General features: G+C 60.0%; 19 protein-coding genes and 2 pseudogenes. 11 read left to right on the top strand and 10 right to left on the bottom strand.

Annotated elements, in window-relative coordinates; genetic code table 11:
• Positions 1 to 160: 160 nt before the first annotated feature.
• Positions 161 to 280, top strand: a pseudogene (locus GFM02_RS04505) (histidine utilization repressor); the annotation flags it as partial.
• Between the two features lie 276 nt (positions 281 to 556).
• Here the strand turns inward: GFM02_RS04505 and GFM02_RS04500 are convergent.
• On the bottom strand, positions 557 to 1,633 hold the full coding sequence (locus GFM02_RS04500; RefSeq protein WP_168321110.1) for a nucleotidyltransferase family protein: 1,077 nt from the start codon (positions 1,631 to 1,633) through the stop codon (positions 557 to 559).
• Positions 1,634 to 1,958: 325 nt separating this feature from the next.
• A complete protein-coding gene (hutC, locus tag GFM02_RS04495) occupies positions 1,959 to 2,714 on the bottom strand; it encodes a histidine utilization repressor (protein ID WP_020052983.1) in 756 nt (251 codons plus the stop codon).
• Between the two features lie 196 nt (positions 2,715 to 2,910).
• Here hutC and GFM02_RS04490 point away from each other — a divergent pair, with 196 nt between their 5' ends.
• From GFM02_RS04490 to GFM02_RS04470, 5 genes are all read left to right on the top strand, one after another.
• A complete protein-coding gene (locus tag GFM02_RS04490; RefSeq protein WP_020052984.1) occupies positions 2,911 to 3,753 on the top strand; it encodes a transporter substrate-binding domain-containing protein in 843 nt (280 codons plus the stop codon).
• Positions 3,754 to 3,970: 217 nt separating this feature from the next.
• On the top strand, positions 3,971 to 4,696 hold the full coding sequence (locus GFM02_RS04485; protein ID WP_077980242.1) for an ABC transporter permease: 726 nt from the start codon (positions 3,971 to 3,973) through the stop codon (positions 4,694 to 4,696).
• Between the two features lie 10 nt (positions 4,697 to 4,706).
• Positions 4,707 to 5,411 carry an ABC transporter permease gene (locus GFM02_RS04480; protein WP_168320936.1) on the top strand — a complete coding sequence of 235 codons (705 nt, stop codon included), beginning with the start codon at positions 4,707 to 4,709 and terminating at the stop codon, positions 5,409 to 5,411.
• 26 nt (positions 5,412 to 5,437) lie between these two features.
• On the top strand, positions 5,438 to 6,214 hold the full coding sequence (locus GFM02_RS04475; RefSeq protein WP_003548676.1) for an ABC transporter ATP-binding protein: 777 nt from the start codon (positions 5,438 to 5,440) through the stop codon (positions 6,212 to 6,214).
• Entirely contained in the window at positions 6,211 to 7,698 is a 1,488-nt protein-coding gene (locus GFM02_RS04470) for an HAL/PAL/TAL family ammonia-lyase (protein WP_168320935.1), read from the top strand. The genes GFM02_RS04475 and GFM02_RS04470 overlap by 4 nt, the downstream gene beginning before the upstream one ends.
• Before the next feature lie 6 nt (positions 7,699 to 7,704).
• Here the strand turns inward: GFM02_RS04470 and GFM02_RS04465 are convergent, their stop codons facing one another.
• Entirely contained in the window at positions 7,705 to 8,247 is a 543-nt protein-coding gene (locus tag GFM02_RS04465) for a hypothetical protein (protein ID WP_168320934.1), read from the bottom strand.
• A gap of 134 nt (positions 8,248 to 8,381) precedes the next feature.
• Positions 8,382 to 8,594, bottom strand: a complete 213-nt coding sequence (locus tag GFM02_RS04460) for a hypothetical protein (RefSeq protein ID WP_155247568.1) — start codon at positions 8,592 to 8,594, stop codon at positions 8,382 to 8,384.
• Here GFM02_RS04460 and GFM02_RS35695 point away from each other — a divergent pair.
• Both GFM02_RS35695 and GFM02_RS04455 read left to right on the top strand, forming a co-directional pair.
• Positions 8,496 to 8,840: pseudogene (locus GFM02_RS35695) on the top strand (transposase); the annotation flags it as partial. The gene GFM02_RS04460 and the pseudogene GFM02_RS35695 overlap by 99 nt on opposite strands.
• A 98-nt stretch (positions 8,841 to 8,938) precedes the next feature.
• Positions 8,939 to 10,051: a site-2 protease family protein gene (locus GFM02_RS04455; RefSeq protein ID WP_168320933.1), complete on the top strand. Its 1,113-nt coding sequence runs from the start codon at positions 8,939 to 8,941 to the stop codon at positions 10,049 to 10,051.
• 183 nt (positions 10,052 to 10,234) lie between these two features.
• Here the strand turns inward: GFM02_RS04455 and GFM02_RS04450 are convergent, their stop codons facing one another.
• Entirely contained in the window at positions 10,235 to 10,723 is a 489-nt protein-coding gene (locus GFM02_RS04450; RefSeq protein ID WP_168306699.1) for an Hsp20/alpha crystallin family protein, read from the bottom strand.
• Positions 10,724 to 11,328: 605 nt separating this feature from the next.
• On the opposite strand from GFM02_RS04450, the gene GFM02_RS04445 reads away from it, so the two are divergent.
• Entirely contained in the window at positions 11,329 to 11,793 is a 465-nt protein-coding gene (locus GFM02_RS04445; RefSeq protein ID WP_168266931.1) for a YbhB/YbcL family Raf kinase inhibitor-like protein, read from the top strand.
• A 171-nt stretch (positions 11,794 to 11,964) separates the two neighbouring features.
• Here GFM02_RS04445 and GFM02_RS04440 read toward each other — a convergent pair whose 3' ends face one another.
• Positions 11,965 to 12,264, bottom strand: coding sequence for a hypothetical protein (locus GFM02_RS04440; protein WP_168320932.1), 300 nt, complete (start codon positions 12,262 to 12,264; stop codon positions 11,965 to 11,967).
• Between the two features lie 198 nt (positions 12,265 to 12,462).
• On the opposite strand from GFM02_RS04440, the gene GFM02_RS04435 reads away from it, so the two are divergent.
• Together GFM02_RS04435 and GFM02_RS04430 are read left to right on the top strand one after the other, a co-directional pair.
• Complete coding sequence (locus GFM02_RS04435) at positions 12,463 to 12,891, top strand: hypothetical protein (RefSeq protein WP_020052995.1); 429 nt, start codon at positions 12,463 to 12,465, stop codon at positions 12,889 to 12,891.
• 23 nt (positions 12,892 to 12,914) lie between these two features.
• A complete protein-coding gene (locus tag GFM02_RS04430; protein ID WP_168320931.1) occupies positions 12,915 to 13,481 on the top strand; it encodes an OmpA family protein in 567 nt (188 codons plus the stop codon).
• 353 nt (positions 13,482 to 13,834) lie between these two features.
• Here the strand turns inward: GFM02_RS04430 and GFM02_RS04425 are convergent, their stop codons facing one another.
• The 4 genes from GFM02_RS04425 to GFM02_RS04410 all read right to left on the bottom strand — a co-directional run bounded on the left by GFM02_RS04425 (position 13,835) and on the right by GFM02_RS04410 (position 19,831).
• A complete protein-coding gene (locus tag GFM02_RS04425; RefSeq protein WP_168320930.1) occupies positions 13,835 to 14,623 on the bottom strand; it encodes a DUF481 domain-containing protein in 789 nt (262 codons plus the stop codon).
• A 90-nt stretch (positions 14,624 to 14,713) separates the two neighbouring features.
• Positions 14,714 to 16,990: a tetratricopeptide repeat protein gene (locus GFM02_RS04420; protein ID WP_168320929.1), complete on the bottom strand. Its 2,277-nt coding sequence runs from the start codon at positions 16,988 to 16,990 to the stop codon at positions 14,714 to 14,716.
• A 73-nt stretch (positions 16,991 to 17,063) separates the two neighbouring features.
• Complete coding sequence (locus GFM02_RS04415; RefSeq protein ID WP_168320928.1) at positions 17,064 to 18,074, bottom strand: HAD family hydrolase; 1,011 nt, start codon at positions 18,072 to 18,074, stop codon at positions 17,064 to 17,066.
• Between the two features lie 86 nt (positions 18,075 to 18,160).
• Positions 18,161 to 19,831, bottom strand: coding sequence for an arylsulfatase (locus tag GFM02_RS04410; protein WP_168320927.1), 1,671 nt, complete (start codon positions 19,829 to 19,831; stop codon positions 18,161 to 18,163).
• Between the last annotated feature and the right edge of the window lie 201 nt (positions 19,832 to 20,032).

The following is a 20,032-nucleotide window of genomic DNA, read 5'->3' as shown; positions in this document are numbered from 1 at the left end:
GCCGACTTTCCAGATTGTCGCGACGACGGCCGGCACAAGTCCTTCATCGAGAGCGTGGGGTCCCCACGCCTGTACCATCTAGCATTCGATCCGACGGAGTGCACCGGACCCACTCCGCGGGATGCAATTATCGCCTCGCAGAGATCTCCCGGCGACCATCACCGCCTGCCTCGTGGTCGAACGCCGTACCTGGAGCGGCGCCGGCGCGGTAACGCATGTGCGCTTCACCTATCCGGGCGATCGTCATGCGCTCGTGGCGCGTTTCACGCCGGCATCGTAACAAAGAGCCCCGATCCAACCGGCTGGTACCCCGGTGACGAACCTGCTGGATCTGTCGAAATCCCGCCCATGGCTGTCGGAACTGCTGGGCGTGAGGGCCGCAGGCAGCGTCATCGTCCGCCATGCGATCGCAGCAGGCGAGGCATAGCCGCCGATCCGGCAGATACGTGACCTCGCCTTTCAATACTTGCTGGCCGACCTTTTAGGCGACTTCCGACGGCTTGCCGCTGGCAAGGTCCGAGGTCATATGGGCTGTTTTCTACGGCCATCTTTCCGATTACCTTTTCACCAGGTCTTCCACCGCCTCGGGGCCGAGAACCTTTTCGAGGGCTTTCACCCCGTTCTTGGGCAGTCTCGACAGGCCGCTGACGATGCCTTCTTTCCAGGCATCCCCGCGATCCCATGCTTCCTCCCAAGCATCCGCCAGCTCGCTGTCGTGGCGCGTCTCCACGAGGGCTTGGAAGAGCAAGGAGGCCTGCGTCAAGTCTTTGTCCGCCTTTACGCGCCCTAGAGTGTCTGTGCGCCTTCTTGAGGACACGATGAGCTTGTGGACAGCATATCTCTCGGGAGCGGGAACGAGGACGTTTACGCCTTCGCGGAAGAGAAGCACCGTGCGGACAGGTTCATAGATCAGGTAATCCAGGAACCGCAGGTTTTCCGCCGACGCGCCACCAAGGGCGGGCATAGGAGACGGTTTGCCCGTGTATTCGTCCGATCCCCGGTTTCCCGTAAGAAACTCCACCCGGTAGCCCTTGGCATTTTGGAATGCCACCACCTTCGCTTTGTCCGCCTGGTGCGGAACCGGCCGAAACTCGGGATCGACTGACTGCAGGACCTCTAGCACGGGCGGCAAGCTGTCTTCGACCCCGGCTGAAATCGCGAAGTCCTGCGCGAAATCCGCATCGCCAGTCTGCATTGCCGACGAGGGCAGTCGGACGCCTAGCATCCCCGCATAGGTGCTGAATGCCACCGACCCGATCAGGACTGCACGGAGACGGAACAATCCGGCGTCAGCAAGCGCCTTCGTCACGTCGCCCGCGAAGGGATCGGGACCCGGAAGGCCAGCACGGCGCAGAGTACTAACCATCCGCCTTCGCTCACGGATGTTGTTCCTGATCTCCTTGTGAGCCTTCACCCGCGCCGTGATTGCCTGGTCGCTGTGGGGACCGACATAGCTTCGCTTGTCCTTTCCCTCGGGAGTAGGGAGATCGAAATACCAGTAATCGCGGTCCTTCACGGTGACGGTTACGAACCATCCCTCCATGGGGAAGTCTGCCGCGAATTGCGCATCGAGCGTCCGCTGCGTTAGCTCCGCGAACATCGTCCGATAGCTGATGTCGATCTCTTTCATCATTGGCGTTTCTTCCTTCTGGCGTGCGGCGGTTCTCTCGGCGACAGACTCGGCCACGCCTTGTCCATGCGTTCTTGCCTCCTTTTAAAAAGTCGCCTCCGCTCATTTTCACAGGTAGTTATAAGTCTCTGCCAAGACCTTATAACTCCCGTTCCTGTGTAGTCAAGTTATAAGTCTCTGCCGAAACCTTATAACGGGTCGCCTGATGCTATGGCACAACGAAAACCCCGGTTTCCTCAGCCGAGCAATGCGGGCCGCTGCTGATCACACCCTCACGCCTGGCGATGGCGCAGCCTCCTCAGTCCCATATACAACATCGCGGGTGTTTTCACTCCTCGAACATCTTGCCACTGCGCGCTTCGAGCCGGTAGCGGTGGCCGGGATAGACGAGGCGGGCGGTCGAGACCACCTGCTTTGCCGACCATGTGCGCCGGCGGATCGTCAGGCACGGTTCGGTCTTCATGATCGTCAGCAGCTTGCACTCCCAGGCCTGTGGCATGGCCGCCTCGACGACGTGCTCGGAGCCGCTGAGCGGGGCCGCGGCCGTCAGATAGGCGTTCGGTGTCAGCGTCGAAAAATCCTGGGCGAGATATTCGGGGGCCGCCTCCGGATGGACGAAGCGGTCCTCGATCTGCACGGGAACGCCGTTTTCGCTGTGGACGATCAGCGAGTGGAAAACCGCAGCGCCGATCGGCAATTCGAGCGCGTCGGCAACCTCGGGAGAGGCTGTTTCCTGGGCGAGAACAACGACGGAGGCCTCGTGGACATGGCCGCGTTCGGCGATTTCCTCGGCGATGTTGCGGACTTCGAACAGCGCCGAATAGCCCTTGCGCTCGGCGACGAAGGAGCCGACGCCCTGGATGCGGACGAGTTCGCCCTCGTTGGCAAGTTCGCGCAGCGCCCGGTTTGCGGTCATCTTGCTGACGCCGAGTTCGACGACCAGCTCGTTTTCCGAGGGCACGCGGTATTTCGGCGGCCACTCGCCGCTGTGGATGCGGTCGAGGATTACCTGCTTGACGCCGGCATAGAGCGGAGTGCTGTCATTTTCCGCCAGTTCGCGCTTCATTTCGCCGGGACGCTTCATTGCCTATTCCTTTTGCATGAATGGAATTCGCCACATAATTCAACTTTCCCACTTGCATATCACAAAATATCTCATATGGTACCATATACAACCTCCCAATCGGTCCTTTGAGAAAAATAGGACAAGAAAGGGCAAGCCGGCGAAGATCGGCCGTGGTGCCGCAAGGTCTGTTTCAACTCCAGAGGAGAATTCACAAATGAAATTCAGCGCAATCCTGCTTTGTGGCGTGGCGGCATTTTCCGCCTTCGCCGCGCCTGCCTTTTCCAAGGACTGGACGAAGGCGACTATTACTCTCGAAGGCGCCTATGCGCCCTGGAACCTCACCAATGCCGACGGCACGCTCGGCGGCTTCGAGCCGGAACTCGCCAAGGTGCTGTGCGAACGCGCCAAGATCGAGTGCACGCTCGTCGCCTCCGATTGGGACGGCATGATCCCGGCGCTCAACGCCGGCAAGTTCGACGTCATCATGGATGCGCTGTCGATCACTGAGGAGCGCAAGCAGGTGATTGGTTTCACCATTCCCTATGCCGCCACGCCTGCTGCTTTCGCTACCGCCAAGGACAGCCCGCTGGCAAACGCCGCCGGCACCGGCGCCACGATCAAGATGACGCCCGGCCAGACCGGCGTGTCGGAAATCGACGCGCTGAAGGCCGCCTTCAAGGGCAAGACGATCGGCATCCAGGCAGCAACCGTCTACGCCAAGTTCGTTTATGACAATTTCGGCGACATTGCCGAGATCCGCGAATACAAGACCGGCGCCGATCGCGACCTCGACCTGCAGAACGGCCGTATCGACCTCGGCTTCGACGACGCCGTCTATTTCGCCAACGCGTTTAAGGCCGCCAACGACACGCTCGCCTTCACCGGCCCCGAAATCGTCGGCTCGATCTGGGGCGAGGGCGAAGGCCTCGGCATCCGCAAGGCCGATACCGACCTGCGCGACAAGTTCAACGAAGCGATCAAGTCGACGCTTGCAGACGGCACGGTCAAGAACCTCTCGATGAAGTGGTTCAAGGTCGACGTCAGCCCGCAGGAATAGGCGTTTCGGCCTTTCGGCCGCAAACACCTGTCTCCGGCTTTATCGCCGGAGACAGCATGCTCGATCAGGATGATTTTAGGCCGGTCGGCCTAAAATCTGAATCCTGTTCTAAATAAAAGAGTTAGAGCATGATGTCGTCCGAAAACCGCTGACACTTTTCGGCATCATGCTCTTGTGTCAATCCGCAAAACACTGCCACGGACGGGGAACGGACGATATGGCAAGTTTGGAACTGCTTGGCTTCGGCTCGACGGGATGGGGCGCGCTGCTCATTGCCGCCACCTTGATGACGCTGGCCGTCACGGCAACGGCGCTGGCGATCGGCGCGGTGCTCGGCGCGATCGTCGCGGCGGCGAAACTCTCCGGCAATCTTATCCTCATCACGCTCGGCAACGTCTATACGACCGTGTTTCGTGGCGTGCCCGAACTGTTGATCATCTATCTCATCTATTTCGGCGGCTCCTCGGCCGTCACCGCGATCGGCAAGGCAATGGGTTACGAGGGCTTCCTCGGCTTGCCCTCCTTTATCGCAGGCGCGCTTGCCGTCGGCATCATCTCCGGCTCCTACCAGGCGGAGGTGTTCCGCGGCGCCTTCCTTGCCATCTCCAAGGGCGAGCTCGAAGCCGCCTCGGCAATCGGCATGCATCGTGGCATGCGCCTTCGCCGCATCATCATGCCGCAGGTGTTTCGCCTCGCCATTCCCGGCCTCGGTAACGTTTGGCAGCTCAGTCTCAAGGATTCGGCGCTGATCTCCGTCACCGGCCTTGCCGAGCTGATGCGAACCAGCCAGGTGGCGGCAGGCTCGACCCGGCAGTATTTCCTGTTCTTCATCGCCGGCGGCTGCCTCTATCTCATCCTGACCAGCCTTTCAGACCGCATCTTCAACGGGGCGGAGCGCCGCGCCAACCGTAGCATGCCGGCATCGGCCATGGGCCAGGCGTAAGGAGGCGACAATGGATTTTACCTTCATCGCCTCGACCCTGGTCACCCTGCTCAAGGCCGTACCGACGACGCTCATCCTGTTTTCGCTGTCGATCATCTCAGGCGGCTTGCTGGCGCTCGTCATCGTCTGGATGCGGACCAGCGGCAACCCGGTGCTTACGAGCTTCGCCAAGGGTTATATCTTCATCTTCCGCGGCTCGCCGCTGCTGATCCAGATGTTCCTGGTGTTCTACGGCCTTGGCCAGTTCGGCTTCATCCGCTATTCCTTCCTCTGGCCGTTCCTGCGCGAGCCGATGGTCTGCGCCGTGCTGTCGCTGGCGCTCTGCACCGCCGGCTATACGGCGGAGATCTTCCGTGGCGGCATTCGCGCCGTCTCGCCGAAGGAGATCGAAGCGGCGCGCTCGATCGGCATGTCCGGCTTCCTGCTGGTCCGCCGTATCCTGGCGCCGATCGCCTTCCGCCATGCGCTGCCGGCCTATTCCACCGAGATCGTGCTGATGATGAAGTCGACGGCGCTCGCAAGCCTCGTCACCGTCTGGGAGGTGACCGGCGTCGCCCAGCGGCTGATCTCGCAGACCTACCGCACGATGGAAGTCTTTCTCTGTGCGGCGATCATCTATCTCGTTCTCAACTTCATCATCCTGCAGGGCATGGCTCTGCTCGAATATTCGCTCTCCCGACACCGCCGCGCGGCCTCGCAGGCGCTGAAGGCGTAGCAGTTTTTGACCCGATTGGAGCACCCATGCCAGGCGTAACCCGACTATCGGTCCGCAATATCCGCAAGAGCTTCGGCACGCACGAGGTCTTGCGCGGCATTTCCCTCGATGCGGAAGACGGTGACGTGATTTCGCTGCTCGGCGCCTCCGGCTCCGGCAAGTCGACCTTTCTGCGCTGCATCAATATGCTCGAAACCGCCAGCGACGGCGAGATCTGGGTCGACGGCGAGGAGGTCCGCATGGTGCACAAGGGCGGGCGAAGCAAGCCGGCCAGCCAGAAGCAGGTGGACCATATCCGCTCGGAACTCGGCATGGTGTTCCAGTCCTTCAATCTCTGGTCCCACATGACGATCCTGCAGAACGTCATCGAAGGTCCGATCCATGTGTTGAAGCGGCCGCGCGCCGACTGCATCGCCGAGGCCGAAGCGCTGCTTGAAAAGGTCGGCATCGCCGACAAACGTCATGCCTATCCGGCCCATCTTTCCGGCGGCCAGCAGCAGCGCGCGGCAATCGCCCGCGCGCTGGCGATGAAGCCGAAGGTGATGCTGTTCGACGAGCCGACTTCGGCGCTCGATCCGGAGCTTGTCGGCGAGGTGCTGCGCGTCATGCGGGCGCTTGCCGAGGAAGGCATGACCATGCTGGTCGTTACCCACGAGATGAGCTTTGCCCGTAACGTCTCGAACCGCGTCGTCTTCATGCGCGAAGGGCTGATCGAAAGCAGCGGCAAGCCGGACGAGATGTTCACCGGCGGTGCGACACCGGCTTTCCGCCAGTTCATCGGCCATTTCGGAAGCGGTCAATGACGATCACGATCGATACCGTGCTGACCTGGCGCGATGTCGCGCGCGTCGGGGCAGGGGAAGCGCTTGCGCTGTCGTCGACCGCCTGGGGGCGGGTCGAGCAGGCAAGCCGCATCGTTGCGCGCATCGTCGAGACCGGCGTGCGCGCCTATGGCGTCAATACCGGTGTCGGGGCGCTGGCGGATACCGTCGTCGATCGGGCCTCGCAGAGCCTGTTGTCGCGCAGCATCGTGCTCAGCCATGCCTGCGGCGTCGGGCCATTGCTGCCAGCCCGCGAGGTGCGCGCCATCATCGCCGCTGAGATCGCCAATTTCGCCCATGGCCATTCCGGCGTGCGGCGCGAGATCGTCGAGCATCTTGAGGCGCTGCTGGAACATGATTGCATTCCCGACGTGCCATCCAAGGGCTCTGCCGGTTATCTCGTCCACAATGCCCATATTGCGCTTGTTCTGATCGGCGAAGGCAGCGCTCACCTGGGCGGCCGGCGCATGAGCGGCCGCGAGGCGCTTGCTGCGATCGGCCTCGAGCCGCTGGTGCTCGGTGCCAAGGAGGGCTTGAGCCTTGTCAACGGCACGGCCTGCGCCACCGGCCTGACCGCCGTGGCACTGTCACGCGCCGAGCGGCTGCTCGACTGGGCCGATGCGACCGCAGCCCTGACGCTGGAAGCGGCGGGCTGCCAGATCGCCGCCTTCGACGCGGCTGTGCTGGCGCTGCGCCCATCGGCGGGAATAGAGAAAGTGGGAGCGACGCTGCGCGCGCGGCTTCAGGGCAGCGGCCTTGTCGCCGCCGCATTTGGCCGGCGCACGCAGGATGCGCTCAGCCTTCGTTCGGTGCCGCATGCGCATGGCGCCGCCCGCGACGTCTTCGACAATTCCGCCCGTATCGCCGATCAGGAGCTTGCCTCGGTGACCGACAATCCGGCTGTCTCAGGCACGCCGGAACAGCCGATCGTCTGCTCCGAGGCGCATGCCGTCGCCCCGGCGCTCGGGCAGGCAGCCGATAGCCTGGCGATTGCGCTCGCTCAGATCGGCGCGATCAGCGAACGGCGCATGGACCGGCTGGTCAATCCGCTGATAAGCGGCCTGCCTCCGTTTCTGGCCAGCGACGCCGGCAGCCATTCCGGCTTGATGATCGCCCAATATACCGCAGCCGCCCTCAGCAACGAGAACCGCCGCCTTGCCGCACCGGCGGCCATGGACGGCGGGCTGACCTCGGGCCTGCAGGAAGATTTCCTCGCGCATCCGACGGCCGCCGCCGGCAAGCTGCTCGCCGTCATCGACAATGCCGAATATATCCTGGCGATCGAATTGATGGCGGCGGCCCAGGCGCATGACTTCCTGGCGGCCACCGCGCCGCGGGCGGCAGGCACGGAGCTTGTCTATCGGGCTGTGCGGGAACATGTATCCCATTATGGCGACGAACGGCCGCTCAACGGCGATATCGAGGCTGTCCGCAGCCTGATCCGCGAGACTGCGCCGCCGCTATGATCGGCCTCAGAACGGTTGGGTTTCGGAATTCTGCTTTGGCTTTTCGCCGGCCTCGAGACGTCTGAGGCACTGGGCGAAGGTCGGGTAGAGCTGCTCCACCCGCGAGAGCGGCAGCGTCCAGTCGCCTTCGTCGCCGGCAAAGCTGATCTGCACGTCAGGCGTTCCGGCAAAGGAATTCTTGATGATCTTCTTCAGGCCGACGCTCCCCTTGCTGGCCGGACCCCAGAGGCGAAGCGTGTTCTTGTCGAAGAAATCGGCAGCGATCACTTTCGTCGCCATACGGTCGGTCAGCGTCACCTCGGTCTTGGTGCCGGCCGGAATGTCCCATGTGTTTTTGGTGACGAGCCAAAACGTCTCGGTTGCGCTCTGGCGGAATTCGATGGTCTTGCCGATCTCGCTGTCCCACAGCAGGCGGCAATAGGGGTGCGGGCTCTCGTTGCCAAAGCCGACCGACCATTGCCTCGCGCCGCCTATCCATTCGGTCTCGCCGAAGGCTGAGACCGGCTGCAGGAGGGCCGCCATCAGAACCATCACTGTCGGAATTTTCATCGCCGAAATCACCTCCAACGCAATCGGCTCCAGCAATAGCAAAAGAAGGTTGAGCTTTTGCTACTACAGCGCCGCGCGTCTTTTCAGGCACGCAAAGGACGCCGTAGCAGTTTGAACTGCTGCATAATTTATCCTTAAATCGATTTCCGATCTAAGGAACTATTCAGTAAGCGGGCTGAGATCAGGCGACGGCCGCGCTCGGTGTCGCTTTTACGTCCCGATGGCAGCGGCCGGACCGTTCCGCATTCAGAGACAACCTGACGAAATCCGAGACCGTCACCATCGCCGCGATCGAAAGCGGCGTTCCCTTGCTCGTCGCCGCTTGCAATATCATTGTCGACTTCCATTTTATGATCCGGCGCAAATTGGAAAATGAGCTCGCATCGTGGATCGACCGCGCTCGCGAAAGTCTGGTTGCCTCCTTTGCCAATGGCGTTGCGAAAGACATACAGGCAGTCCGAGCAGCGATCGTCTCACCGTAGTCCAACGGACAAACCGAGGGGCAGATCACCAAGCTCAAGCTGGTAAAGCGCCAGGTGTGCGGTCGCGCAAAGCTTGATCTTCTTCAAGCCCGCCTGATCGGCTCGACATGAGAGAATTGCACCAAATCTGCGTCAGAGCCAATTTGCCGTGCCGTTTTACTGCCAGGGATTGCGTCCGAAATCTTCACCAGAACGGAAGGGAGTGCCTGATGGGATGGTCTTTCAAGATCGGGACGGTCGGCGGCACGGTGATACGCGTTCATATCACCTTCTCGCTCCTGCTCGTCTGGATATGGCTTGCGCATTATCGGGTCGGCGGCGCGCCGGCGGCCTGGGAGGGCATTGCCTTCATCCTATCCGTCTTTGCCTGCGTCGTGTTACACGAGTTCGGCCATATTGTCGCTGCGCGCTACTTCGGGATCAAAACGCCGGATATTACCTTGCTGCCAATAGGGGGTGTCGCCCGTCTTGAGCGCATGCCCGAAGAACCACATCAGGAACTGCTGATTGCCATCGCCGGTCCGCTGGTCAATCTCGTGATCGCCGGGCTGATCGTTCTCGTGCTCGGCGCATCGGTGGGCGTGGAGCAGATCATCGAAGTCGACGACCCGAAGATCGGCTTCCTCACGAGGCTCGCCGGCGTCAACATCTTTCTGGTATTCTTCAACATGATCCCCGCCTTTCCGATGGACGGGGGTCGGGTGCTGCGTGCCGCTCTCGCTTCGCGTCTTACCTGGTCGCGTGCGACACAGATTGCCGCGATGATCGGTCAGGGGCTAGCCTTTGTCTTTGGTTTCATTGGCCTCCTTTATAACCCGCTGCTGATCTTTGTCGGTATCTTCGTCTATCTCGCCGCGGCGGCAGAGGCGCAGAATGCGCAGATCCGCGAGATCTCCGGCAGCGTTTTGATCAGCGATGTCATGGTCACCAAATTCGCAAGGCTCGATCGTTCAGCGAGTATCGACGAGGCAATCGAGATGCTGCTTGCGACAACACAACGCGAATTTCCAGTGGTCGATTCTGCCGGTCATTTTGAAGGCCTCCTGACGCGTGACGACATGATCCGTGGGTTGAAGGACAAAGGCCCTGACATGCCGGTCGCAAGCGCGATGCGCGTCGATATTCCAAAAATCCATCATCGCAAGAGCCTGGAAGAAAGCTTGCGATTGATGCGGCAGGGAAATGTGCCGGCCATCGCTGTCGTTGACGGCGCAGATCATCTCATCGGCCTCATGACGCATGAGACGATCGGAGAAATGATGATGGTCCGCGCCGCGGTATCAGATGGTTTTCGCTTTGGCCGCCTGCGCAGACACCCGTGAGATTAGCCGTGGGCGCACGGCCTTGTTCGAAGAGTATTTGATGAGGAATCAGGCAGCGGATCGCGGCAGAACATGACAGAAAACTCGTCAACCTGCCGCTCAACGAGATCGAGAAGCACCTGTCCGCCTGAGTCCGCGGCGGGCAGCTGCCCCGCTAGCGGCCTGCGATGCCGGGCCACCACTCTATTGCGATTTTACTTCTATACGGCGTGCCTTGTCCTTTGCAGCGGGATTTTTCGGAAGCTCGATCGCCAGTACGCCATTCTTGAAGCTTGCTTGAACCTTGTCGGTGTCGACCTCGACATCCAACGGAATGGTTCGCTGAAAACGGCCATAACTACGTTCGGTGTAGGCGCGGCCGCCGTCTTCTTCCTTATGTTCGGAGCGTTTCTCCCCGCTGATTGAAACCGCGTTGTCGCGCAAATTGACCTCGATATCTTTCTCCTCGAGGCCGGGCAATTCAGCGGTGATATTATACGCTTGATCGGTTTCGTGCAGGTCAACGCTCGGCCATAAACTCCCAGCGGTATTTGCGGTGGCGGCATCGACCGTCGGGGCAAAAAAGCCGTCGAATAGGCGGTCGATTTCTCGACGAAACGACGTGAATGGATCAAGCCCCAGCGGATAGAGGCCTCGAGAGGGTGTCGAAGGCGTTATGTTACGGTTTGGCATGGCTTTTCTCCTGCTTCGTTGCTGGCTGTCGCCCAATAAGAAAACCACCGGCCCGCAAAGATGTTCCGGGAGCAAACGAGAAAGATGCGGGCTGCAAATAACCGCAAATCAAAGTCCTATCGGCAAAGCTGTGACAGGCCCGGTGACAAAAGCCGAATGTTCCTGCGGCATGAGAATCCGAGAGTGCCCCGCAGAAACTGAAGCACCATTCTTCCAACTCCAAGGGAACAATGAGAACGCCTGCGGGTTCGGCTACGAGATTAGAAAAGCCGAGCCGTCCACAACGATCGGCCGCGGGCAAATTCGCCGAATTGCAAGGCATACGCCTGCTAGGGAAAGGAAAAATGTCATGACGGGCAGAAAGACTCATGAGCAGCAACTTCGCATTATCGAAAAACGCGAGAAAACCGCGGAATGCCGACGAGGCGTTCGACGTGGCGGCAGATCTGCACCGGAATGAACAGGCAAGGAAGCCTATCGGAAAGGAACCGAGCTGAAGGCCGACCCAGATCATCGGAGTGAAGATCGAAACTGGTTCGGGGCCTCAATCAGGAAAGCGGGCACAAAAAGGAAGCGGCCCTTCCTGACAAGGAAAGGAAATCGGCATGGCTTTGACATTGATCAGCAAAGGGTTTGCGCAAGATCAGCCGCTCCCCAGCAAATATGCGCGGGCGGGCGAAAATCTCTTTCCGCCGCTCGCCTGGAGCGGCGCTCCCGATGAAACCAGAAGCTTTGCTCTGGTCGTCGAGGATCCGGATGCTCCAAACGGCACTTTTCATCACTGCGGTATTGCCAATATCCCGGCGCAATGGACTGCGCTTGCGGAAGGCGCCGACACAGCGCCGGAGCGAGCGCCGCGGTTTTATAAGAACGATTTCGGCAATGCCCGTTACGACGGCCCGCAACCGCCGCCCGGCGACCGCCCTCATCGCTACATCTTCCGCCTTGCCGCCCTCGATGTGCCGAAGCTCTCGATCCCGGATGCCGCCGGCGTAAGCACGATGTGGGCAGAGGCAAAGAAGCACGCACTGGAGGAGGCAAGCGTCACAGGCACGTACCAGACACAATAGCCAAAGGAGATAACAATGCATTTGGACAGCGAGACGCAGCAATGCGTCGACAACTGCCTGCGCTGCCAGAGCATCTGCCTGTCCACGGCGATGAACCATTGCCTGGAAGGAGATCCGATCAAATCGTCAATGCCGCGTCGGCAGTCATTGCGATTTCGCTCATCTCCTAATTCATGAGCATCTGTGTGACATGCGGCGTCGCCCGCCGCCATTGCCCTTTAGGGAAGGCCGGATGGCAGCTGGAAGCAAATCGAAGCGTGCAAAGAGATCCTCTGCGATATAGCGGTATTGCAATCCGGCATCCTCGTCGGGAGCAACGTCGAAAGATGGAGAGGCGTCCTGCTCTTCTCCGGCGCCGACCCACAGTCGCATTTCCAGTTGGAGCCGGCCCACATCGATTGATTCCCAAAAAATTCGAGGCCGGTCTTCAGGAGACGCCCTGCCGCTCATGCGACGCGCGAAGGCGGTCATGATACTCGAATTCGCATTTCGCTGCTGACATAGATCCTCGTCAGCAAGCCGTCGCATCTTCCTAAGTGTTCGAGACGATTCCCCAAAGGGCAATAGACACGGGCCCCGGACTCCGGCCACAACCTCCTAGGCCTGCTGCATCGGACGAAGTCCTCAGGCCGCATGAAAGGGTTTCAACCACCAAGATCGGATTGCCCCATGATGCAAGAGAGGATCATATTGATTGCGGCCGCGACGTTCGCCGGCCTTATCAGCCACGCCGGCGTCGGCCGTGCCGACACCATCAGCTATGCAGATGCCGTGACGGTGCTCGCCAAGGACTGCGGCGCAGACATCAAGAAACTCTGCAAAGGCGTCAATCTCGGAGGCGGCGGCATTCAGAGCTGCATTGAAGCGAATGCGGCCAAGGTGTCTCCCACGTGTACTGCGACACTTTCGCGGGTGATAGCGTCGATCAAGCAGCGACAAGAGGCGCAGGCGGCATACAGCAAGATCTGCCGTCACGACATCTCTCAGTACTGCAATGGCATCGTCGGAGACGGCAATGTGCTGGCCTGCCTCATAGAAACCGACCGCGTCGATAGCCGGAAATGCAATGAAGCAATTACCGACGCCGGATGGCGCTAGAATCAAGGGATAGGAGGAAAACCATGTTCGCCCGAGTTCAAATACTGGTGGCGGTTGGCTTGCTATTGGCACCAGGCTACACCAACGCACAAGTCGTCGACCACAAGCAACTGATAGGAACGTTGGCACGACTCAACCAAGCCGCGCCCGAAGTTGACGTCGCCTTGTTGGCCGAGGAGGTCACCGCAAATGCGGGAAAGGGTGTCGCGAGCCTGCCGAATTGGCAGAACCTCTCGCGGCTTTCGCAGCTTGTTGTCGAGATTGATTTCGAGAATGATTCCACAGCAATCGAAACGGAGTCCTATCGCACCATCGGGATGATTGCCGATGCATTGCATCACCCCAATCTCTCTCGCTACAAATTCCTCGTCGTAGGGCATACGAGTTCGACGGGAGACGCCAAGCACAATTTGAAGCTCAGTCAGGAACGCGCCGATGCTATCGCTTACGCGCTATCGACGACGTTCGCGGTCCCGGCCGATCGTCTGTATCCGATCGGCGTGGGGAAGGAATGGCCGATCGATGCCGGCAAGCCAGCGGCGGCAGATAATCGACGTGTCCAACTCATCAATCTTGGATTGGTTCGATAGCACTGCTCCAACAGGACATGCCTTTGATTGACGGGCGATAACAGGCTGGTCGAAGCGGACCGGCTTGCAGTCGTGATCAATGACGCGCTCGCTCGCGCATCACATGGCGTCGCAGCCCAAATCGGGTCAATCGAACTTTCCGTGTCGCTAGGGTATCAGCTGCTTTTGCGGAAAATGGAGTGACGTTTCTGTCGTCTTCGGATTCGTTACCACCTTCTTAGAAGATTGATCATGAGCCACCGTTTTAAAGCGGCTCTCTGTTTTTTTGGTGGCGTCGCCGTTCCAGCTTCTGCACCACACCTGCTTTCCCAAGGCGGGCACACCAGCACTGAAAGTACGAAGCTCGCCGCCGGTTAGAACCGGACGGCGACCCCGATAATCGGGCCCTGCTGGACGACGTCGAAGACGAACCCGTCATTGTCGTAATTGACGCCAAGTGCACGATACCCGGCGACCGCCGAGATAGTATCGTTGAACTTGTAGCCGAGGCCCAATGCCACGTCCCAGTCGATATCGGCGCCGCCGGCGCCTACCAGGCCCCATCCGGTGACATAGATTTGCGGCGTGAAGAAGTAGTTTCCTCGGAGGCCGGCGACGGCATCGACCCATGTGGCACTGTCTTCGACATCCACTCCGGCCAGAATGCCGCCATTGAAGGAGATCTCTGTTTTGGCCGACCAGACCTTCATGCCACCGACCACGTCGAGGTGGCCATTTTGGTCTTCGAGCACGGCGTAACCGACGCCCAGAAATCCCGCGAAGGTCTTCGACGTCACATCGACGCTCTCGGCAAGGATGCCGGCAGGTGTGTCGGCGTCGGCACCGAGCTTGGTGTAGATCACGTCACCGACGATGCTGAAGCGATCGTATCTCGCTTCGCCTGCCGCCATGAAGGCGAAGTCGAGGTTGTCGAGAATATCGCCGAAATCCGCGTCGACATGAACTTCCGGAAGCCCAAACTGCCCAATATCGCCGGATATGCCGGCAGCCCAGAAATATGGCGCGAAGGTGAATTCCCACCCGCTCTGGCTCTCGACCGTTTTTGCTTCCGGCGTGAGCGGCGTGATATCGGCGGCGCTGCCGGCCGACGCAGCGGAGATCCCCGCCAACAACAGAATGGCACGTAAGTATATGGCTTTCATGAGAATCCCCCGACCTCGTTTGTCGCCTCGGCACTGCTGTCCCGAGTCGGCACTGTGCAGCGAGAAGTAGATTTCGACAAGCTCAAATACCTATTTTTTGTTGATCGCCTGCTTCAACTGCCCGATGAGGCCTGAAATCTGCTGGTCCTGAGGCCGCAGTCGCGCCAGATCCTCCGCGTATTTCAGCGCCTCCGGCAGGCGTCGAAGCTTGAGACTGTATTGGAGCGCCAGACCAATGATGTCGGGATCTCCGCCCGTGACCCAGCCACCAAGCCTGTCTAGGGCCTCTCCCGTCCGGCCAGCCGAATCGAGAGCGACGGCAAACGTCGTTTTGTACTGGGAGTTCTGCGGATCGAGCCGCACGGCCTCTTCGAGTTCCACTATGGCATTGGTCAATGCCTGTTTGCGCACCAAGGACAGCGCATGGCCGTAACGCAGATCCGCGCGGTCGGGCGCCATCCGGATTGCTTCGGCATACGTCTGCTCCGACCTGTCGTTCTGGCCGGAGGCGCGATAGAATTCGGCGAGATTGATGCGCATTGCCTCCAGTGTCGGGTCGAGAGAAATCGCCCGTCGGAAGGCGGCTTCCGCCTCTGCCGTACGCTGTCGGGCGAACAGGAAGACGCCATAATTGCTTTGTGTTTCCGCGACGTCGGCATTGGTTTCGACATAGGCGCGCAGGTCCGCGACAGCGGCTTCGAAACTGCCTTGCTGATTGCCGAAGAGATGGGGGGGAGTGCCGGCGAGTGCATTGGCGGCAGCAACGCGCACCGCACGCGTTTCATCGCCGAGCAGCTTGCCGATCGCATCCAGCCTCTGCTCCGGTGGAATGTTGCGTGCCGCTTCCGCAGCACCGAGCCTGACGAGCGGATCTGCATCGGTTGCGGCCGTTTGAATGTCGGCTGTGATATCCGCGCCGCCAGTCCCGTTCATTGCGGCGATGGCGCTGCCCCTGACTATTCCTGCCTGGTCCTGATCGCTGACCAGCGCGCGCAAAGCCTCTATCGCAGCTTGATCACCGTTCGCAGCTCCGGTGAAGGCATGGGCGATCGACGGGCGTTTGCGCCATTGCGTTCCATACCATCTGTCCATCGTTTCGGCTGCCCAATCATCGGTTTTGCCGACATGGCAGGTCGTGCACGCATTCGGCGTTCCGAGGGTGGCCGACAGATCGGGCCGGGGGATGACGAAGGAGTGGTCGCGGCGCGGATCGACCTTCATGTAGCTGCGTTCCGGCATATGGCAGTTGGCGCATTGCGCTCCGGTCGAACCAGCCTGATGGTGGGTATGACCGGGAGTATCGAACAGCCCGCTCGGATCCTGCCGGACGAAGCGCTCCGGCTTCGTCTCTGTGTGGCACTGCGTGCATAGCGCATTGCCCTCGGCTTTGAGGCCGGCATCATGCGGCCGATGACAGTCGAGACAGGTGACGCCCGCCCTTGCCATCTTGCTTTGCTGAAACGAGCCATATTCGAAGACCTCGTCGAGTATCTGTCCGTCCGGGAAATAAAGATCCTGCCGGAGCAGGGCAGGGGAAAAATAATCGAGAAAGGGCTTTCCCGGTTGATAGCCGTCCAGTAGCTTGGTGCGCCTGGCATGGCAGGCAAAACAGATGCCAGCATCGACTTCCGGCAGACCTGTATCCGGCTTGACGGAGGATGAGAGATTGCCCGATTGCGCCGAAGCGACGTGCTTTGCTCCGGGGCCGTGACAGGACTGACAGCCGATGCTGGTGGCGACGTAGGTCGACTTGTATTCGTTCGTCTGCGGTTGAAACCTCGCCTGGGGATCGGTCGAATGACAATCGATGCAGGTGCGGTTCCAGCGATAGAAAGGACCTGTCCAATGATAGGTCGATCCGGGTTTGGCCGGGGTGCCGTTGCCCAGCCAGAACCACTGCCGTCTGGCCGTGTCCCAGGCGATGTCGAGAGCCTGCAGCCGTCCGCCTCCGATGTCGACGAGGTACTGCTGGAGGGGTTCGTAGGCGAAGGTATATTTGACTTCGAACTCGCCCTCGCTGCCGTCCGCTCCCTCGGTGTCGACGAAGAAGCGGCCGTCGCGGCGGGTGAAGGTCGCGACCACGCCGTTATGTTCGAACCTGCTATTGTCGAAATCGCCGCGCACCGTTTCGCCGTCAGCCAGCGCCATGGCCTTTGCATGGTGGGATTTCGAAAAAGCCGCGGCCTGATCGGCGTGGCAGGATGCGCACGCCCTTTCGTCCACGAAACCCTCATGGGTCGATATTCGCGGGTCGGCAGGGGGCGTCGAGAGGGCGTCACTCGCAAGGCTGTGCCCGGCAAAGGCGAGCAACAGGAAAAGCGGGAGGGCCACTCCTCTCACCGCTGCTGATCGAACAGACGCTACCACTCAAACGCTCCCTGTCGACGATCCAGAAGGTCACGGCGCCGTCGTGCAAACGCCTCGGCGCTCGGCTCATTCCCTAATCCTTGAACACTTGTTTCCAGTCGGCCTTCATATCGACGACGGTCCAGCCGGTGATCGCGGCCGCATCCAGCGCCTTGTCGAGGCGGCCGAATTCGGTATCGCGGTCGTAGGCGTATTCACGGTCCGAATCGGTATGATGGATCAGCACGCCGAGCCTGGCAGGTGCGCCCGCCATGGTCGTCCATTGCAGCATTTGGAGATCTCCGTCGGAATTGCCGAAGGCGGCAATCGGCCGCCGGCCGATCTGCTGGTTGATCCCGACGGGTTTACCGGCCTTATCGTCGATGAAGTTGACTTCGGGGAGCCGGTAGAGGGTCGGCGTGTCGTCCTGCATCCTGAATTCGGTCTTGATCGACGAGCCGATAACCTGCTCGGGCGGGACACCATAGACTTTTTCCGCCCATGGCCGCATGAACTCGATGCCGCCGCCTGAAACGATGAAGGTCTTGAAGCCGTTGGCACGGAGATAGGCGAGGAGCTCGACCATTGGTTGGTAGACAAGTTCGGTGTAGGGCCGCTTGAATTTCGGGTCGCGTGCCGAAGCAAGCCAATCGGTCACGATCTTCTGGAAATCGCTGCTGGTCATCCCCGCATGCGTGGTCATGATGAGCTCCACGAGGCCCTTTTCGCCGGAGGCGGCGAGCGCCTTCATGTCGCCTTCGAGCACGGCCTTGAACGGCTGCGTTTCCTTCCATTCCAGATGCTGCGGAGCAAGCGCCTTCACCCGGTCCAGGGCGAACGCGAGCTGCGTATATATCGGATGTTCGACCCACAGGGTTCCATCATTGTCGAATACGGCGATACGCTCCGCTTCCGGGACGAACTCGGCTGAACCCGGTTTCGTCACCTTCTCAACGAAAGAGATAATCGCTTGCTTCGGCGCGGTGTCATTCCACGAAGGCAGTGCGTCCGTTTGAGCGACTGCCGACATTGTGGCAAAAAGCCATACTGCGGCGGCGAGCGCGACGCCGCGGGAAAAATACAAGAAATTACGTGCCGAAATCATCGCAAATCCTCCACCGACTAACTTGCAGCAATCTTTGAACTCGGAGAAATACGGCAGCCCCGGATCGCTCCGGGGCTGCCAAAGACTTAGTTTCCGGTCGGAGCCGCGATATTGACCCCCTCCTTGCCAAGTTGCTCACGAACCGACTCCAACATCTGATACTTGGAGAGTTCGATCGGGCCGTCGTAACCCATGCTCTGAAGCTTGCGCGGCGGGTACTCGACGTAGGTTTTCATGAGGTCCTTGATCGCTGCAGAGATGGAGACCAATGTCCAGGTATGTTCGGTGTAGTTGTTCATGAAGACGTCGTAGCGTTCTTGCGGATCCTGCAGCAGATCGAACACCTGTGGCACGATGGCGACGTAGGACTGGGCACCCTTCCAGCCAAGGTTTGTATCAACAGCCAGACCGCCCGTGGCCTGCCCATTGTCACCGCGCAGGTTGAACACGGCCTTGTAGTTGCCGACGCGGGCAGCGCCCGGCGTCAGTTCGTTTTCGGTAAAGTAGAACCAGTTTTTGCGGGCCGATTTTCCCGTCCCCAGCAGGATCGGTGTCATGTCGTAACTATCGAAGATAATCGGTTTATCTTCGCGGTCCATGGTGGGCAGCGGCACGCCGCCGGCTGCGGCAAAGGTCGCCATCAGATCGAGACCGCCGACGATGTCGTGATTTTTCACGTCACGCTTGATCTTGCCGGGCCAGACAGCGATCGCCGGAACGCGGTTGCCGCCTTCGCGCACGGTGCCTTTTGTGCCGCGGAATGGTGTGTAGCCCGCGTCCGGATAGACGTCTTGCCAAGCGCCGTTATCGGTCGTGTAAAAAACCAGTGTATTTCTGTCCATGCCAGTCTCACGCAGCTTGTCCATAATCCTGCCGATGCGTGTATCCAGCTCCACCACGGAGTCCGCATACTTGCTCTTCGAGATCGATTTGCCTTGGAACTCCGGGGCCGGCATGTTCGGCTGGTGCACTTTCATGAAATTGACGTTGATGAAGAAAGGCTGATCCGGTGTCTTTGCAACTTCATCAAGAAAGCCCAGTGCCGCTTTCTCTACGTAGCCGTCGAAGAAGGGAATGCCAACAACGCCTTCCTTGCCGTCGATCACGGGCGTATCGACATACTGGCCGTTGATCTTGAAGTCTTCCTTTACCTCGCCTCCGGCCTTGCCGGACAGCGAGCCCTTCGTCACTTTCTGGAACAGAGCGCGGGTTTCCGCATCCATGTCCGGGAACCAGGTCGGGTCGGCATAGGTGTAGGCATTAAGGTGATAGAGGCCGACATACTTCATTTCGTCGTAGCCCTGCGCGATCGGAAGCGCATAGTCCGCCTCTCCAAGGTGCCATTTGCCGGTGAAATAGGTATGGTAGCCACCGCGCTTGAGAACGGAGGCGAGCGTCCATTCCGCTGCGGGCAATCCACCGCCCTGGCCCTGAAACGCCACTGTGGTCATGCCGCTGCGGTTCGGAATTCGTCCCGTCTGCATGGCCGCACGGCCGGGCGTGCAGCTCGGCTGGGCATAGAAGGAGAAGAAGGTCATGCCTTCGTCGGCCATCTTGTCGATGTTCGGGGTCGGCATCCCGCGACCTTCACCTCCGCCATAGGGGCCGAGATCGCCGTAGCCGGTATCATCCGAAACGATGAACAGGATGTTGGGTTTTCGTTGGGAGTCCTGCGCTTGCAGGGGCGAGGCCGCACACCAGAGGATGGTGGATGAAGCCAGTGCTCCGATGCAGCGGATAAGGATTCTGCTATTCATTTCAAATCCCTCCGTTGTCGTTCTTGAATGACGGAGCCGCTCGCGGCAAAGGCTGCGATTGCATGCGTCGATTCAACTAGACTGCTTTGAAAATGAAGATCCTGCTGGAGCTGCCCCCGGCAGGGTTGCGAAGCCGGCCGCATCTCTGACCCGGCCCGCTGAATTTTAGCGAATGCTGCCTTCGCCCGATATTGTACTTTA

This window comes from Rhizobium leguminosarum bv. viciae, from assembly GCF_012276115.1.
GTDB classification, from domain to species: Bacteria; Pseudomonadota; Alphaproteobacteria; order Rhizobiales; family Rhizobiaceae; genus Rhizobium; species Rhizobium leguminosarum_T.
This window is presented reverse-complemented; position numbering and strand designations above follow the sequence as displayed.